The organism is Mycolicibacterium rhodesiae, from assembly GCF_002086695.1.
Lineage (GTDB): Bacteria > Actinomycetota > Actinomycetes > Mycobacteriales > Mycobacteriaceae > Mycobacterium > Mycobacterium rhodesiae.
Map to the genome: position 1 here is coordinate 35117 of NZ_MVIH01000007.1, position 16385 is coordinate 51501.

Below are 16385 nucleotides of genomic sequence, written 5' to 3' on the forward strand. Positions count from 1 at the left end.
GCTCGGACTAACCTTGTGGACGTGCCCGACCCGTCGACATACCGCCCGGCGCCCGGGTCCATTCCGGTGGAGCCGGGGGTTTACCGATTCCGCGATCCGCATGGCCGGGTGATCTACGTCGGGAAGGCGAAAAGCCTGCGCCCGCGGCTGACGTCGTACTTCCAGGACATCTCCGCCCTGCACCCGCGCACCCGCCAGATGGTGACCACCGCGGCCAAGGTCGAGTGGACGGTGGTCAACACCGAGGTCGAAGCCCTGCAGCTGGAATACAACTGGATCAAGGAGTTCGACCCGCGGTTCAACGTCCGGTACCGCGACGACAAGTCTTACCCGGTGCTGGCGGTGACGCTCAACGAGGAGTACCCGCGACTGTTCGTTTACCGCGGTCCGCGCCGCAAGGGCGTGCGGTACTTCGGTCCGTATTCGCATGCCTGGGCCATCCGGGAGACCCTTGACCTGCTCACCCGGGTCTTTCCCGCCCGCACCTGTTCGGCCGGAGTGTTCAAGCGGCACAGCCAGATCGAGCGCCCGTGCCTGCTGGGCTACATCGACAAGTGTTCGGCGCCGTGCGTCGGGCGGGTCAGCGCGGAGGAGCACCGCAAGATCGTGCTGGACTTCTGTGACTTCCTGTCCGGCAAGACCGACCGCTTCGCCCGTGAACTCGAACTCGAGATGAACGCGGCGTCCGCCGAATTGAACTTCGAGCGGGCTGCCCGGTTGCGCGACGACATCGGCGCGCTCAAGCGGGCGCTGGAGAAGCAGGCTGTGGTGCTCGGGGACGGGACCGACGCCGACGTCGTGGCGTTTGCCGACGACGATCTGGAGGCCGCCGTCCAGGTCTTCCACGTCCGGGGCGGCCGGGTGCGTGGCCAGCGCGGCTGGGTCGTCGAAAAGCCTTCGGATCCCGGCGAATCGGCCGAAGGGCGGCTGGTCGAACAATTCCTCACCCAGTTCTACGGTGACCAGGCCGAGTTGGGCTTCGAAACCAACCAAGCCGCAGACGAATCCACCAATCCGGTGCCGCGCGAAGTGCTGGTGCCCTGCCTGCCGCCCAACGCCGACGAGCTGGCTGACTGGCTTTCCGGGTTACGCGGGTCGCGGGTGGCGCTACGAGTGCCGCGGCGCGGTGACAAGAAAGCGCTGGCCGATACCGTGCAGCGCAACGCGAAAGAGGCGTTGCAGCAGCACAAGCTCAAGCGCGCAGGCGACTTCACCGCCAGATCGGCTGCGCTGCAGAACATTCAGGAATCGCTCGGCCTGGCCGATGCGCCGCTGCGCATCGAATGCGTCGACATCAGCCATGTGCAGGGCACCGATGTGGTGGCCTCCATGGTGGTGTTCGAGGACGGTCTGCCGCGCAAGTCGGACTACCGGCACTTCGCCATCCGGGAGGCCGCGGGCGAGGGCCGCTCCGACGACGTCGCCTCGATCGCCGAGGTGACTCGGCGGCGGTTCGCCCGACACGTCCACGAACAGCAGCAGCCCCTCGACGAGCTGGCCCCCGAGGGCAAATCGCGCAAGTTCGCATACCCGCCGAACCTGTACGTCGTCGACGGGGGCGCTCCCCAGGTCAACGCCGCCCAAGCCGTGCTCGACGACCTCGGTGTCGCCGATGTCGCCGTGATCGGTCTGGCGAAGCGCCTCGAGGAGGTGTGGGTGCCTGCCGAACCGGAGCCGCTGATACTCCCACGCAACAGTGAAGGGCTCTATCTGTTGCAGCGGGTCCGCGACGAAGCCCACCGCTTCGCCATCGCGTACCACCGGAGCAAGCGTTCGAAGCGGATGACGGCCTCGGCGCTGGACTCCGTGCCCGGGCTCGGGGAGATCCGGCGCAAGGCGCTGGTGAGCCACTTCGGGTCGCTGGCCCGACTGCGTCAGGCCAGTGTCGAAGAAATCACCACCGTGCCGGGCATCGGCACCGCGACCGCCGCCGCGGTGCTGGAAGCGCTAGGCGTGACGGTGGATTCACCGGTATCGGCTGCACCGGGAGAGCCGGTCGGCGAGGATCAGTCTGCTGAACAGGCGACGCGATGACAGATCACAGCACAGACGAAGAGATGCACACCGCCCACACCGGCGAGGATTCCGGTATCGACGTGGTGTTGGTGACGGGCCTGTCCGGGGCCGGCCGAGGAACCGCGGCCAAGGTGCTCGAAGACCTGGGCTGGTACGTCGCCGACAATCTGCCGCCCGAACTCATCGCCCGGATGGTGGACTTCGGCCTCACCGCCGGATCGCGGATCACCCAGCTGGCAGTGGTGATGGACGTCCGGTCCCGAGGGTTCACCGGGGATCTGGACTGGGTACGCAACGAGCTGGTGACCCGCGGAATCCATCCGCGGGTGTTGTTCATGGAGGCCTCCGACGACATCCTGGTCCGCCGCTACGAGAACAACCGGCGCAGTCATCCGCTGCAGGGCAACCAAACGCTGGCCGAAGGGATTGCGGCCGAGCGGGCCATGCTTGCCCCGGTGCGGGCGTCGGCGGATCTGGTCATCGACACCTCGACCCTGTCCGTGCACGGCCTGCGCGAGAGCATCGAACGCGCCTTCGCGGGACAGACCGTCGCGCAGACCAGCGTCACGGTCGAGTCATTCGGGTTCAAGTACGGCCTGCCGATGGACTCCGACATGGTGATGGACGTCCGCTTCCTGCCCAACCCGCACTGGGTGGACGAGCTGCGGTCGCACTCGGGCCAGCACCCGGCGGTTCGGGATTACGTCCTTGGCCAACCCGGTGCCGCAGAGTTCCTGCAGACCTACCATCAGCTGCTGAGGCTGGTCGTCGAGGGCTACAGCCGGGAGGGGAAGCGCTACATGACCGTGGCCATCGGCTGCACCGGCGGCAAGCACCGCAGTGTGGCGATGGCCGAGGCGCTCGCCGGACTGCTGGAGAACCACGAGCACCTCACTGTTCGCGTCCTGCACCGCGATCTGGGTCGCGAATGACACGCATCGTCGCCCTCGGCGGTGGCCATGGTCTGTACGCGACGCTGTCCGCGGCACGCCGGTTGACGCCGCACGTCACTGCGGTGGTCACGGTCGCCGACGACGGTGGTTCCTCTGGACGGTTGCGTAGCGAGCTCGACATCATCCCGCCAGGCGACCTGCGAATGGCCTTGGCGGCGTTGGCATCTGATAGTCCGCACGGGCGGTTGTGGGCCACCATCATCCAGCACAGGTTCGGTGGCAGCGGCGCACTGGCCGGACATCCGATCGGCAACCTGATGCTGGCGGGCCTCAACGAATTGCTGGCCGATCCGGTGGCCGCGCTCGACGAGTTGGGCCGCATCCTCGGCGTCAAGGGCCGGGTGCTGCCGATGTGCCCGATCGCGCTGCAGATCGAAGCCGACGTCGCCGGACTGGAAGGTGATCCCCGGATGAGCCGGGTGATCCGCGGTCAGGTGGCCGTCGCGACGACGCCGGGCAAGGTCCGCCGGGTGCGTCTGCTGCCCGGCGACCCGCCGGCCACCCGCCAGGCCGTCGACGCGATCATGAACGCCGACCTGGTGGTGCTCGGACCGGGCTCCTGGTTCACCAGCGTGATCCCGCACGTGCTGGTGCCGGAACTGGCCGCCGCGTTGACAGCGACCACCGCCCGTCGTGCCCTTGTGCTCAATCTGGCCGCCGAGCCGGGGGAGACCGCGGGCTTCTCCGCCGAACGGCATCTGCACGTTCTCGCACAGCATGCGCCGGGCTTCTCGGTCCATGAGATCGTGGTCGACGCCACCCGCGTCCCGTCTGACCGGGAGCGTGACCAACTGCGCCGTACCGCAAGCCTGCTGGAAGCTTCAGTTCAGTTTGCCGACGTGACCAGACCTGGTACACCTTTACATGACCCGGCCAAGCTGGCTGCAGCGCTTGACGGTGTGCGCACCCGAAATTCGGAGACCGCGCCGCCTTCCCCTCCACCTGCTGCATCCGTGCAGGCCGGCGGAGGGCGACAGGGGGATGGGGTGCAGGACCCGACTGGCAACGGACCGAGAGGTGACGACCTGTGGCGATGACTGCCGAGGTGAAGGACGAACTCAGCCGGCTGGCCGTCAATTCCGTGAGCGCACGCCGGGCCGAGGTGGCCTCGCTGTTGCGATTCGCCGGTGGCCTGCACATCGTGTCGGGCCGAGTCGTGGTCGAAGCCGAGGTGGACCTGGGCATCATCGCCCGGCGGCTGCGCAAGGACATCTACGACCTGTACGGCTACAACGCGGTGGTGCACGTGCTGTCGGCCAGCGGCATCCGCAAGAGCACCCGGTATCTGGTGCGGGTCGCCAAGGACGGTGAGGCGCTGGCGCGTCAGACAGGTCTGCTGGACATGCGTGGCCGGCCGGTGCGCGGCCTGCCCGCGCAGGTGGTCGGCGGCAGCGTCGGCGACGCCGAGGCGGCGTGGCGGGGTGCGTTCCTCGCGCATGGCTCGCTGACCGAGCCGGGGCGGTCGTCGGCGCTCGAAGTCAGTTGTCCCGGACCGGAAGCCGCGCTGGCTCTGGTGGGTGCGGCCCGGCGGCTCGGAGTCAGCGCGAAGGCGCGGGAGGTGCGGGGCACCGACCGGGTCGTGGTGCGCGACGGCGAGGCCATCGGTGCGTTGTTGACCCGGATGGGCGCCCAGGACACCCGGCTCACGTGGGAGGAACGGCGGATGCGCCGCGAGGTGCGCGCCACCGCGAACCGGCTGGCCAATTTCGATGACGCGAACCTGCGCCGCTCGGCGCGCGCCGCGGTCGCCGCAGCGGCTCGCGTGGAGCGGGCGTTGGAGATCCTCGCCGACACGGTGCCCGACCACCTGGCGGCGGCGGGCAAGCTCCGGGTCGAACACCGGCAGGCGTCGCTGGAGGAACTGGGCCGGCTCGCCGACCCGCCGATGACCAAAGATGCTGTGGCCGGGCGTATTCGGCGTCTGTTGTCGATGGCCGACCGCAAAGCCAAGCAGGACGGTATCCCGGACACCGAGTCGGCTGTGACGCCCGATCTGCTGGAAGACGCTTAAATCGACTTGGCCGCTCTTTTAGCCGCGTAGGCCTTGAGTTCGTCGGACAGCGCGTCGGCGGCCCGCAGTCGGGGGAGCAGGCTGGGGTCGGTCATCCGGGCGCGGAACACCAGGGCGATCGTCACGTCGTGATCGGGTTTGTCCTCGACGACGATCGCGTCTCCCGCACGCACGGTCCCCGGGGAGATCACCCGTAGGTAGGCCCCGGGCTTGCCGGCGTCGGTGAATGTCTTGATCCAGCCGCCGATGTCGAGGAATGCCGAGAACGTGCGACACGGGGTGCGCGGCGCCGAGACTTCGAGCAGCAGTCCGTCGGTCCCGATCCGCCAGCGTTCGCCGATGAGTGCATTCGTGACATCGACTCCGGACGTGGTCAGGTTTTCGCCGAACATCCCGTCGGTCAGCGGGCGCTCGAGGCGGGCAGCCCAGTCGTCGAGGTCCTCGCGGGCATAGACGTAGACGGCTTGGTCGTCGCCCCCGTGCAGCTTCTGGTTGCCGATCGTGTCCCCGACCAGGCCGCTGCCCAGGCCGCCGCGCATCGGCCCCGGCGCGCGGACCATCACCGCGTCAGACGTCGCCGCCTTGTCGATGCCGGTCCGCCTCGCCGGCTTGTCGGGATTCGCGCGGACGCGGGCCAGATTGACCGACAACACACTTGCCACCACCACAGGGTAATGGCGGGGCGGCATTCCAGCGGGGCGGGTAGTCGAACCGACTCGAACGCAACGCCGTTCGTCTGACCGGGTAGTCAGAATTCTCATTCGGTCCGACGAGATCCTGATCGCCGACGACGGGTCGACCGATGCCACCGCCGAAAGGCTCTGTCCCGATTATGGTTTCGCGACGCTACGGAGAACGGTACCGGGTTGGGCGGCCGTCGTCGGCGGCGAACACCGGTGGGCGCGACACGCCAGGGACTAGCGTTCATGTCATGAGCGAGGTGTTGCGCGTCGGGGCGGCATTTCCCGACCCACCGTTCAACGACGCCGGGCCGACAAGGTCCGGTCTGGACGTCGAACTCATGACCGCCATCGGCGAGCGGCTCGGCGCGTCGATCGAGTTCATCCGCTACCAGGGCCACGACTTCAACGGCATCTTCGACGCGCTGGACTCCGGCGAGTTCGACTGCGTCGCCGCCGGCACCACCATCACCGGGTCCCGCGCACTGAAGGCCGCGTTCTGCGACCCGTACCTGATCTCCGGTCAGGCGCTCGCCGTCGACGCCACCCGGCTGCCCGATGTCACATCGATCGACGATCTCGACGGCCTGACCCTCGGCGTGCAGCAGGGCAATACCAGCCAGCCGATCGCCAACCGGCTGCTGGCCGACGGCAAGGTCGCCCGGGTCCGGGTCTACGACTACGGAAGCATCCGCGCCGCGCTGCGGGATCTGTCCACCGGGCGGTGCGACGCATTCATGAAACTGGACCCGGTACTGACCCGGCTGGCCGAGGCGACACCGGGCGTGGCCGTCATCCAGCGCGGCATCACCACCGAGAAGATCGCGATCGCGGTACCGACCACCGACACCGCGTTGCTGGGCCGGATCAACGTCGCGCAGGCCGCTCTCGAGGAAGACGGGACGTTGCCGACGATCCGGGAGCGGTGGACCGGCTCACCGCGCGCCGACCAGAGCGGGCCCGGATCTCCTGAGGTTCCAGGCGGTCGCGCACGGCGGTGAGCAGGCCACTAGGCTGGGCGGGTACTGAGAAGCTACTAGAGGAGACAACGTGACCATCCGGGTTGGCGTTAACGGCTTCGGCCGCATCGGACGCAACTTCTTCCGGGCTCTCGACGCGCAGAAGGCGCAGGGCAAGAACGCGGATATCGAGATCATCGCGGTCAACGATCTGACCGACAACGCGACGCTCGCGCACCTGCTGAAATTCGACTCGATCCTGGGCCGGCTGCCCTACGACGTGAGCCTCGAGGGCGAGGACACCATCGTCGTCGGCGACACCAAGATCAAGGCCCTCGAGGTCAAGGCCGGCCCGGCTGAACTGCCGTGGGGCGACCTCGGCGTCGACATCGTCGTCGAGTCCACCGGCATCTTCACCAAGCGTGACAAGGCGCAGGGCCACCTCGATGCGGGCGCCAAGAAGGTCATCATCTCCGCGCCGGCCACCGACGAGGACATCACGATCGTGCTGGGCGTCAACGACGACAAGTACGACGGTAGCCAGAACATCATCTCCAACGCGTCGTGCACCACGAACTGCCTCGGCCCGCTGGCCAAGGTCCTCAACGATGAGTTCGGCATCGTCAAGGGCCTGATGACGACGATCCACGCCTACACCCAGGATCAGAACCTGCAGGACGGCCCGCACAGCGACCTGCGCCGTGCTCGGGCGGCCGCGCTGAACATCGTGCCGACCTCGACCGGTGCCGCCAAGGCGATCGGCCTGGTTCTGCCGGAGCTCAAGGGCAAGCTGGACGGCTACGCGCTGCGGGTGCCGATCCCCACCGGGTCGGTGACCGACCTGACGGCTGAGCTGAGCAAGTCGGCGAGTGCTGCCGATATCAACGCCGCGATGAAGGCTGCCGCCGACGGCAAGCTCAAGGGCATTCTCAAGTACTACGACGCGCCGATCGTGTCCAGCGACATCGTCACCGACCCGCACAGCTCGATCTTCGACTCGGGTCTGACCAAGGTGATCGACAATCAGGCCAAGGTCGTGTCGTGGTACGACAACGAGTGGGGTTACTCCAACCGCCTGGTCGACCTGGTCGCGCTGGTCGGCAAGTCGCTGTAACGCACCATGGCTGTCCAAACACTCGACGACCTGCTGGCCGAGGGTGTTTCGGGTCGGGGCGTTCTCGTGCGCTCCGACCTGAACGTCCCGCTCGACGGTGGGAAGATCACTGATCCCGGTCGCATCATCGCGTCGGTCCCGACGCTGAAGGCGCTGGCCGACGCCGGGGCGAAGGTCATCGTGACCGCTCACCTCGGCCGACCCAAAGGTGGTGTGGATCCGGCGTTCTCGCTGGCGCCGGTGGCCACCGCGCTGTCGGAGCGGCTGGGCAGGCACGTCCAGCTGGCCGGCGACGTGGTCGGCACCGATGCCCTCGCCCGCGCCGAGGGACTCACCGACGGCGATGTCCTGCTGCTGGAGAACATCCGGTTCGATCCGCGTGAGACCAGCAAGGACGACAGCGAACGGCTGGCGCTGGCCAAGGCGCTCGTCGAATTGGTCGGCGAGGACGGCGCTTTCGTCTCCGACGGCTTCGGTGTCGTGCACCGCAAGCAGGCGTCGGTGTACGACGTGGCCACGCTGCTGCCGCACTATGCGGGCACGCTGGTGGCCGCCGAGGTCAAGGTGCTGGAGCAGCTGACCAGCTCGAGCGAGCGGCCGTATGCCGTGGTGCTCGGCGGGTCGAAGGTGTCGGACAAGCTCGCCGTCATCGAGAACCTGGCGACCAAGGCGGACAGCATCGTCATCGGCGGCGGTATGTGCTTCACCTTCCTTGCCGCGCAAGGTGTTTCGGTGGGTACCTCGCTGCTGCAAGAGGAGATGATCGAGACCTGCCGCCAGCTGCTGGAGACCTACGGTGACGTGATCCACCTGCCGGTGGACATCGTGGTCGCGGAGAAGTTCGCGGCCGACTCGCCTGCGGAAACCGTGTGGGCGGACAGCATCCCGGCCGACAAGATGGGCCTGGACATCGGACCGGAGTCGGTCAAGCGGTTCACCAAGCTGCTGTCGAACGCCCGCACCATCTTCTGGAACGGACCGATGGGCGTGTTCGAGTTCCCGGCGTTCGCCGCGGGGACCAAGGGTGTGGCCGAGGCCATCGTCGCCGCCACCGGCAAGGGCGCGTTCAGCGTCGTCGGCGGTGGTGATTCGGCGGCCGCGGTGCGCCAACTCGGTCTGCCGGAGGACGGTTTCTCGCACATTTCGACCGGCGGCGGCGCATCGCTGGAATACCTTGAGGGCAAAACACTGCCCGGCATCGAAGTTTTGAACTAGGAGTCCTGTGTCCCGTAAACCGCTGATCGCGGGCAACTGGAAGATGAACCTCAACCACTTCGAGGCCATCGCTCTGGTCCAGAAGATCGCGTTCTCGTTGCCCGACAAGTACTTCGACAAGGTCGACGTGACGGTGATCCCGCCGTTCACCGATCTGCGCAGCGTGCAGACCTTGGTCGACGGCGACAAGCTGCGGCTGACCTACGGTGCGCAGGACGTGTCGCAGCACGACTCGGGCGCCTACACCGGCGACATCAGCGGTGCGTTCCTGGCCAAGCTCGGGTGCACGTTCGTGGTGGTCGGGCATTCCGAGCGACGTACCTATCACCACGAGGACGACGCGGTGGTCGCCGAAAAGGCGGCCGCGGCGTTCCGGCACGGACTGACGCCGATCGTGTGCATCGGCGAGCAGCTCGAGGTCCGCGAGGGTGGCGGCCACGTCGACTTCTGCGTGAACTCGCTGCGCGGCTCGCTGGCCGGGCTCTCCAAGGAGCAGCTGGCCGGCGTCGTCATCGCCTACGAACCGGTGTGGGCGATCGGCACCGGCCGGGTGGCCAGCGCGGCCGACGCGCAGGAGGTGTGCGCCGCGATCCGGGCCGAGTTGGGAAACCTGGCTTCGCCGGAGGCGGCCGGAGGTGTCCGGGTGCTCTACGGCGGCTCGGTGAACGCCAAGAACGTCGGTGAGATCGTCGCTCAGCAGGACGTCGACGGTGCGCTGGTCGGTGGGGCGTCGCTGGATGGAGAACAGTTCGCCACCCTGTCGGCGATCGCCGCGGGCGGGCCCCTCCCGTGACCGATGCCGTGATGACGGCCCCGACCAGGTAGTCTGGTCGCCATGGTTTTGACTCTGCAGATCATCCTGGTCACCACCAGCGTCCTGGTGGTGCTCCTGGTGCTCCTGCACCGCGCCAAGGGTGGCGGCCTGTCGACGCTGTTCGGCGGTGGTGTGCAGTCCAGCCTGTCCGGGTCGACCGTCGTGGAGAAGAACCTCGACCGCCTCACGCTGTTCGTCACCGGTATCTGGGTGGTGTCCATCATCGGTATGGCGCTGCAGATCAAGTACAGCTAGTCCGTTCAGGGCGTGACGCGTCAGGTTGTAAAGACGAGCCGCTGACCGTTCTCGGGCTGCGGCCACACCTGTTCGACCTCCGCAAGCGGGACCGCGCGCGCCTGCGTTCGCAGGGTGCCTGTGCAGATCAATTCCGCCAGTTGCGGTAACTCCGAAATGATGTCGGCGACCGGCACTGAGCCGATACCGCTGCCGACGATCTGCAGCGGCATGGATCGCAGGGCGGCCGACTGGATGTCGGCTCCTGCGCCGGCCATCGAACCGATCTGAACCCACGTCAGCGGCTGTGCCGTGTCGTGGCGGCTGCGTGCGAAACCGGCCATCAGCTCGGCGGCGGGCGGACCCCAGATGTAATCGAGCACGATGTCTGCGCCGGCCACCCGGTCGAGATTGCCGGCCAACTCGTCCAGTGCGATCACATCGTCGGCACCCAGGTCGGGCAGCGTCGCCAGCTGTCGGCGGTCCCGGCCGACGCCGATCACCGCGTCCGCCCCAAGATGTTTGGCGGCCTGGACCGCCAGGCGCCCGGCGGTTCCGGCCGCGCCCAGGATCACGACGGTCTGGCCCGGCTGCATCCGGGCGCGGCGGCGCAGCGCCACCCAGGACGACATGGCCGGGTTCATGGCCGCGGCAATCGCGACCGGATCGGCGTCGTCGGGCAGTACGACACTGCGCCGTGCGTCGATGACAGTCTGCTCGGCCATCGCGCCGAGCTCGGTGGCCACCACGAAGTAGCGCAACGTGCCATCGGAGCCGCGGCCGACACCGTCGACCCCGGGCACCACAGGCAGCGCACCGGTGCTGGTGTAATGCGCCCCGCTGGCCCGGGATCGCACCAATGGATGCAAGCCCGCCGCGAGGACATCGACGACGATATCGGTATCTGCGCTCGCAGTCGCCTGCGGAAACTCTTGATAGACAGGTGGTTTCGCGAAGTCTGTGACAACCGCTGCGTACACGGCATCCTCCAAAATAGTTGGTATTACGAACTAAAATTAGATGGTAATACGAACTAATGCGGTACGCTAGGGCAATGCCGGGCGATATCTCAGAAACGTTGCTCGAAGACCTGGTGCGCACCTCGTTCGCGGTGACTGCGGTGCTGAACCGGGTTGCCGCCGACAATGACCTGTCGCTGACCCAGCTGCGGGCGCTCGCCATCCTGCGCGACCGGGAGCCGACCATGGCGCAGCTCGCCGAGTACCTGGGCCTGGAACGATCGTCGGTCAGCGGGCTGATCGACCGTGCCGTGCGCCGGGGTCTGGCCAAGCGGATGACCAGCCGCCAGGACGGACGCTCCGTGCATGTCACCCTGACCGCCACCGGGCAGCGACTCGGCGAGGCGCTCGCCGGCACGGTCGCTGACATGCTGGCGCCGATGACCAGCCGGCTCACCGCCGCCGAGCAAAAGCGGTTGGCCGACCTGCTGTCGGGGATGTTGGACCCGGCTCCGCCCGTCATTCCGACCCCCCGTCGTCCTCGCGCAGCAACCGTTCCGGGTGGTGCGCGTCGTTGACACGCGGGGGGCCGGTGCCATCGCTCCACGCGATCCGGCCGTCCTCGGTGACACGGGTCGTGTATGTTCCGTCGGTTGCCATCGCGTGGTCGCACGGGCAGCCGAAATACAAGTTGTCGGCGTCGGTCGGGCCGCCGGCGCTCCACTCCAGCGCGTGATGTACCTCGCAGTGGTATCCCGGCTCGAAACAGTCCGGTTTGGTGCACCCGCGGTCGCGGGCGTGGCAGATGATCCGATGGTCCGCAGTCGCAAGGCGTTTGGCTCGGCCGAGGTACAGCGGCCGCGCCGAGTGATCCTCGAACACCGCCAGGTAGTGCACCGCTTCGCCGGCCATCCGGATGACATCGCGCATCGGGAGTCGGCCAGTTCCGCCGGTCCGGGCCCAGCCTGCCGCCTGTTCCAACTCGCCCAGCGTGGTCGTCACGATCACGGTCACCGGCAGTCCGCGATGCTGCCCCAACGCCCCTGATGACACAGCCGCCTTGAGGCCGAGCGTGATTCCGTCGTGGCAGCGCTGCTCCGGGCTTCGGTTGTCGCGTCCGTCGGCGCCGTCGGGGAGATGGCGACCCGGCCGGACCGCGGCAGCCACCGCTTCGATGTAGGCGCGGCCCTCCGGGTCCACCCAGCCGGAGAGTCGGCTCATCCCATCGGGGCCCTGCCGGCCCAGCCGCAGCCCGCGGCGTCGGGCCCGATCCTCGTCGGTGAACGTGCCGTCGGGATTCAGGCAATCGGCGATCTCGACTCCGATCGCCGCGACGAACTTCGAATCCTGTTCTCGCGCGCGGCGAACCAGTGCACGTTCCGCGGCGTCCCGATCGGCGGGCCTGACGAACGACGGCAGCCGGTCGAGCGCATGGCACACCGCCGAGATGTGGTCGTCGCCGAGGTTGCCGGCCTCGACCGCGGCAGCCAACACCGGCAACTCCGGCGGTAGCGTCGGACCGGTCAGCGATCGACGCGGCCGCAACCGACCTGCCAGCGCGAACCGCCGCTTGACCTCCCCGGCCGTCAGGCGCAGCCGACTGGCCAGAACGTCGCGGACTTTCACTCCGGCAGGCAACGACGAGCCGTCAACCGGTTCGGCGATCTCACCGAACATCCGGTAGGACAGCCCGCGGTTCACTCGGTTCTGGCCCTCCAGGCGCTCGGCCACCTCGATGCGAAAGGCGTTGCCCGCCAGATCGGTACAGATCGACCGGAGCCGGCCATACGCGGCGTCGACGGCATCGAGCTCGGCGCGAACCCGGTCATGCACCGCGTGGGCGGTCAGGGGCTCGGCGGACATGAAACCACGCTATCGAACAATTGTTCGACAGCGAGATGTGAAACGGCAACCTGTGGATGAAGTCGGGTCTGTGGACAACGCCACGACCCCACGCCCTGCACGGCCTAGCGGACACCGGAATACTGAGGAGATGGCTGAAGCTTCCGACGTGTCCCTGGAACCGATCGGCGCAGTACAGCGCACCCAGGTCGGGCGGGAGGCCACCGAGCCGATGCGCGAAGACATCCGCCTGCTCGGTGCCATCCTCGGGGATACCGTGCGCGAGCAGAACGGCGACGAGGTGTTCGACCTCGTCGAGAAAGCCCGCGTCGAGTCCTTCCGGGTGCGCCGCTCAGAGATCGACCGGTCCGAGCTGGCCCAGCTGTTCGACGGCATCGACGTCCACCGGGCCATTCCGGTGATCCGCGCGTTCAGCCACTTCGCCCTGCTGGCCAACGTCGCCGAGGACATCCACCGCGAACGGCGCCGCGCGATCCACGTCGCCGCCGGAGAAGCGCCGCAGAACAGCACTCTGGCGGCCACGTACGAGAAGCTCGACGCCGCGCAGCTGGACGCCGAAACCGTGCAGAAGGCGCTCACCGGCGCATTGGTGGCGCCGGTCATCACCGCCCACCCGACTGAGACCCGCAGGCGCACAGTCTTCGACACCCAGCACCGCATTACTCAGCTGATGCGGACGCGGCTACACGGTCAGGACGAGACCGAAGACGGCCAACCTGTCGAAACCGAACTGCGCAGGCAGATCCTCACGCTGTGGCAGACCGCACTGATCCGGTTGTCTCGCTTGAAGATTCAGGATGAGATTGAAGTCGGCCTGCGGTACTACCCGGCGGCGTTCTTCGAGGTGATCCCGAAGGTGAATGCCGGGGTTCGCGAGGCGCTGCGCACCCGCTGGCCCGACGCCGACCTGCTGCCCGAGCCGATCCTGCGGCCGGGCTCCTGGATCGGTGGCGATCGCGACGGAAACCCGAACGTCACGGCCGATGTGGTTCGGCTGGCCACCGGCAGCGCCGCCTTCACCGCGCTGGGCCATTATTTCGCCGAGCTCAACAAGCTCGAGCAGGAATTGTCGATGTCCGCGCGGCTGGTGAAGACCACCGACGCTCTCGTCGCTCTGGCCGACGCCTGCGACGAGCCGGCCCGGATGGACGAGCCCTACCGGCGGGCGCTGCGGGTGGTGCATGCCCGACTCACCGCGACCGGCCAGAGCATCCTCGATCGCGAGCCCGCACATACCCTCGATCTGGGGCTCGAGCCGTACGAGACACCCGACGAGCTGCTCGCCGACCTGAACACCATCGACGCATCACTGCGCGCCAACGGCAGCACACTGCTGGCCGACGACCGGCTGGCCAGGTTGCGAGAAGCAGTGGATGTCTTCGGGTTTCACTTGTCCAGCCTGGACATGCGGCAGAACTCAGAGGTGCACGAAGAGGTCATCGCCGAACTGCTGTCCTGGGCCGGGGTGCATCCGGACTACGCGTCGCTGTCCGAGCCGGAGCGAGTCGAGGTGCTGGCCGCCGAGCTCGCAACCCGCCGCCCGCTGGTCCGTGACGACTCCGAGGTCTCCGAGCTGGCCCGCAAGGAACTCGACATCGTCTTCGCCGCCGCCCGCGCGGTCCGCGTGTTCGGCCCCGAAGCCGTACCCAACTACATCATCTCGATGTGCCAATCGGTCTCCGACATGCTGGAAGCCGCGATCCTGCTCAAAGAGGCTGGGCTGCTCGATGTTTCGGGCGACGACGTGTACGCGCCGGTCGGGATCGTGCCGTTGTTCGAGACGATCGACGACCTGCAGCGCGGCGCGTCGATCCTGGAGTCGGTGCTGGACCTGCCGCTCTACCGCGCGATGGTGCACGCTCGCGGCGAGAGCCAGGAGGTGATGCTGGGCTACTCCGACTCCAACAAGGACGGCGGGTATTTGGCCGCGAACTGGGCGCTCTACCGGGCCGAACTGGATCTGGTGGAATCGGCCCGCAAGACCGGAATTCGGTTGCGGCTCTTCCACGGTCGCGGTGGCACCGTCGGCCGTGGTGGCGGCCCGAGCTACGATGCGATCCTGGCCCAGCCGCCGGGTGCGGTGAACGGCTCGCTGCGGCTGACGGAGCAGGGCGAGGTGATCGCGGCCAAGTACGCCGAGCCGCGGATCGCGCACCGCAACCTGGAGACGCTGCTGGCCGCCACACTGGAGTCGACGCTGCTCGACACCGAGGGACTCGGCGACCTCGCCGAGCAGGCGTATGCGGTGCTCGATGATCTCGCTGCCCGGGCTCAGCGTGCCTACGCCGAATTAGTCCACGAGACACCGGGTTTCGTCGAGTACTTCAAAGCCTCGACACCGGTCGGCGAGATTGGCTCACTCAATATCGGGAGCAGGCCGACCTCGCGCAAACCCACCACGTCGATCTCGGACCTGCGGGCAATCCCGTGGGTGCTGGCCTGGAGCCAGTCCCGGGTGATGCTGCCCGGTTGGTATGGCACGGGCACCGCAGTCGAGGAGTGGATCGCCGAAAACGACGGCGGACTCGAGGTGCTGCAGGAGCTCTATAAGAAGTGGCCGTTCTTCGCCACCGTGCTTTCCAATATGGCGCAGGTGCTGGCCAAGGCCGACATGGGCCTGGCCGCGCGGTATTCCGAGCTGGTCGACGACGAGGAACTCCGTGCCCGGGTGTTCGACAAGATCGTCGCCGAGCACGGCCGCACGCTGCGGATCCATCAGCTGATCACCGGCCACGACGACCTGCTCGCCGACAACCCGGCGCTGGCGCGGTCGGTGTTCAACCGCTTCCCCTACCTGGAGCCGCTCAACCACCTACAGGTCGAGCTGTTACGCCGCTACCGGTCCGGAGACGAGGACGAGCTGATCCAGCGCGGGATCCTGCTCACCATGAGTGGGTTGGCGTCGGCGCTGCGCAACAGCGGTTAGCCGATGGATCGCGACCGCGACGAGTCCGGCCGGCCCCGCAATGCCAGGGCCCGCGACGCGCTCGGCCGACCACTGCCGCCGGGTGTGCAGGGGGAACCCCGCATTCCCGACGACCTCAGTCTCCCTCTCCCGCCTGCCGAAACCGTCGCCTACGCGCAGGATCTGCTCAGCCGAGGGCAGGCGTTCCACGCCCACGAAGTCTTCGAGGCGGCCTGGAAGAACGGCCCCGATCACGAGCGGCCGCTGTGGCAGGGGTTGGCCCAGTTTGCCGTCGGTGTCACCCACATCCAACGCGGCAATCGCGCGGGTGCCGCCGCCCTGCTGCGCCGGGCATCAGCGTTGCTGGCCGACGTTCCTGGCGCGCCCTACGGCATCGACATCGCCGGTCTGACCGCAACCGGTGCCGCGCTCGCAGACGATCTCACGGCAGGCGTCGAGATCGGTCCGGAGCGGCTGCGGCCGCAGTTGACCTCGTGATGGAACCAACAGCTGGTCGATGGCGTCAAAACCGGTATGACACAACCCGACTGCTCTCTGGAGAACACCGCCGAACTACTCGGACCGCTACCGCAGACCGCGGCGCAGGTGCTGGGCGATTGGTCGGGGACCGATCCCGGCGAGCCCTGGTGGTGACGCACTGA

The 16385-nt window shown here is 67.7% G+C and carries 15 protein-coding genes; 12 read left to right on the forward strand and 3 right to left on the reverse strand.

The window, feature by feature from the left end; genetic code table 11:
- The first annotated feature begins 21 nt into the window (after positions 1-21).
- The 4 genes from uvrC to whiA are packed head-to-tail and all read left to right on the forward strand — an operon-like array spanning position 22 to position 4980.
- The gene (gene uvrC, locus BST42_RS16130; RefSeq protein ID WP_083120514.1) at positions 22-2034 is read left to right on the forward strand and encodes an excinuclease ABC subunit UvrC; all 2013 of its coding nucleotides are present in this window, start codon (positions 22-24) and stop codon (positions 2032-2034) included.
- Complete coding sequence (rapZ, locus tag BST42_RS16135; protein WP_083120332.1) at positions 2031-2948, forward strand: RNase adapter RapZ; 918 nt, start codon at positions 2031-2033, stop codon at positions 2946-2948. The genes uvrC and rapZ overlap by 4 nt, the downstream gene beginning before the upstream one ends.
- Positions 2945-4006: a uridine diphosphate-N-acetylglucosamine-binding protein YvcK gene (yvcK, locus tag BST42_RS16140; protein ID WP_083120333.1), complete on the forward strand. Its 1062-nt coding sequence runs from the start codon at positions 2945-2947 to the stop codon at positions 4004-4006. The genes rapZ and yvcK overlap by 4 nt, the downstream gene beginning before the upstream one ends.
- Positions 4003-4980, forward strand: a complete 978-nt coding sequence (gene whiA / locus BST42_RS16145) for a DNA-binding protein WhiA (RefSeq protein WP_102808025.1) — start codon at positions 4003-4005, stop codon at positions 4978-4980. The genes yvcK and whiA overlap by 4 nt, the downstream gene beginning before the upstream one ends.
- Here the strand turns inward: whiA and BST42_RS16150 are convergent.
- Positions 4977-5642, reverse strand: a complete 666-nt coding sequence (locus BST42_RS16150) for an MOSC domain-containing protein (RefSeq protein WP_083120515.1) — start codon at positions 5640-5642, stop codon at positions 4977-4979. The genes whiA and BST42_RS16150 overlap by 4 nt on opposite strands.
- Before the next feature lie 269 nt (positions 5643-5911).
- Between BST42_RS16150 and BST42_RS16155 the strand changes: the two genes are divergently transcribed.
- The 5 genes from BST42_RS16155 to secG are packed head-to-tail and all read left to right on the forward strand — an operon-like array spanning position 5912 to position 10017.
- Entirely contained in the window at positions 5912-6661 is a 750-nt protein-coding gene (locus BST42_RS16155; protein ID WP_083120334.1) for an ABC transporter substrate-binding protein, read from the forward strand.
- Positions 6662-6710: 49 nt separating this feature from the next.
- Positions 6711-7733 carry a type I glyceraldehyde-3-phosphate dehydrogenase gene (gene gap / locus BST42_RS16160; protein ID WP_036337908.1) on the forward strand — a complete coding sequence of 341 codons (1023 nt, stop codon included), beginning with the start codon at positions 6711-6713 and terminating at the stop codon, positions 7731-7733.
- 6 nt (positions 7734-7739) lie between these two features.
- Complete coding sequence (locus tag BST42_RS16165) at positions 7740-8948, forward strand: phosphoglycerate kinase (protein WP_083120335.1); 1209 nt, start codon at positions 7740-7742, stop codon at positions 8946-8948.
- Positions 8949-8955: 7 nt separating this feature from the next.
- Positions 8956-9741 (forward strand): triose-phosphate isomerase, encoded by a 786-nt coding sequence (tpiA, locus tag BST42_RS16170; protein ID WP_083120336.1) that lies wholly within the window; start codon positions 8956-8958, stop codon positions 9739-9741.
- Positions 9742-9783: 42 nt separating this feature from the next.
- Positions 9784-10017, forward strand: a complete 234-nt coding sequence (secG, locus tag BST42_RS16175) for a preprotein translocase subunit SecG (protein ID WP_036337899.1) — start codon at positions 9784-9786, stop codon at positions 10015-10017.
- A gap of 20 nt (positions 10018-10037) precedes the next feature.
- On the opposite strand, the gene BST42_RS16180 is transcribed toward secG, so the two are convergent.
- On the reverse strand, positions 10038-10853 hold the full coding sequence (locus tag BST42_RS16180) for a quinone oxidoreductase family protein (RefSeq protein WP_237159468.1): 816 nt from the start codon (positions 10851-10853) through the stop codon (positions 10038-10040).
- 197 nt (positions 10854-11050) lie between these two features.
- On the opposite strand from BST42_RS16180, the gene BST42_RS16185 reads away from it, so the two are divergent.
- Positions 11051-11533 (forward strand): MarR family winged helix-turn-helix transcriptional regulator, encoded by a 483-nt coding sequence (locus BST42_RS16185; RefSeq protein WP_083120338.1) that lies wholly within the window; start codon positions 11051-11053, stop codon positions 11531-11533.
- On the opposite strand, the gene BST42_RS16190 is transcribed toward BST42_RS16185, so the two are convergent.
- A complete protein-coding gene (locus BST42_RS16190) occupies positions 11475-12818 on the reverse strand; it encodes an HNH endonuclease signature motif containing protein (protein WP_083120339.1) in 1344 nt (447 codons plus the stop codon). The genes BST42_RS16185 and BST42_RS16190 overlap by 59 nt on opposite strands.
- Before the next feature lie 130 nt (positions 12819-12948).
- Here BST42_RS16190 and ppc point away from each other — a divergent pair, with 130 nt between their 5' ends.
- Together ppc and BST42_RS16200 are read left to right on the forward strand one after the other, a co-directional pair.
- The gene (ppc, locus tag BST42_RS16195) at positions 12949-15744 is read left to right on the forward strand and encodes a phosphoenolpyruvate carboxylase (RefSeq protein ID WP_083120340.1); all 2796 of its coding nucleotides are present in this window, start codon (positions 12949-12951) and stop codon (positions 15742-15744) included.
- Between the two features lie 3 nt (positions 15745-15747).
- Positions 15748-16221: a DUF309 domain-containing protein gene (locus BST42_RS16200; RefSeq protein ID WP_083120341.1), complete on the forward strand. Its 474-nt coding sequence runs from the start codon at positions 15748-15750 to the stop codon at positions 16219-16221.
- Positions 16222-16385: the final 164 nt, after the last annotated feature.

Bases quoted from the DNA above. Each gene is read 5' to 3' on its own strand.
- rapZ (WP_083120332.1), top strand. From the start codon at position 2,031: ATGACAGATCACAGCACAGACGAAGAGATGCACACCGCCCACACCGGC.
- BST42_RS16155 (WP_083120334.1), top strand. From the start codon at position 5,912: ATGAGCGAGGTGTTGCGCGTCGGGGCGGCATTTCCCGACCCACCGTTC.
- BST42_RS16200 (WP_083120341.1), top strand. From the start codon at position 15,748: ATGGATCGCGACCGCGACGAGTCCGGCCGGCCCCGCAATGCCAGGGCC.
- BST42_RS16185 (WP_083120338.1), top strand. From the start codon at position 11,051: ATGCCGGGCGATATCTCAGAAACGTTGCTCGAAGACCTGGTGCGCACC.
- secG (WP_036337899.1), top strand. From the start codon at position 9,784: ATGGTTTTGACTCTGCAGATCATCCTGGTCACCACCAGCGTCCTGGTG.
- BST42_RS16190 (WP_083120339.1), bottom strand. From the start codon at position 12,818: ATGTCCGCCGAGCCCCTGACCGCCCACGCGGTGCATGACCGGGTTCGC.
- yvcK (WP_083120333.1), top strand. From the start codon at position 2,945: ATGACACGCATCGTCGCCCTCGGCGGTGGCCATGGTCTGTACGCGACG.
- ppc (WP_083120340.1), top strand. From the start codon at position 12,949: ATGGCTGAAGCTTCCGACGTGTCCCTGGAACCGATCGGCGCAGTACAG.
- whiA (WP_102808025.1), top strand. From the start codon at position 4,003: ATGACTGCCGAGGTGAAGGACGAACTCAGCCGGCTGGCCGTCAATTCC.
- BST42_RS16165 (WP_083120335.1), top strand. From the start codon at position 7,740: ATGGCTGTCCAAACACTCGACGACCTGCTGGCCGAGGGTGTTTCGGGT.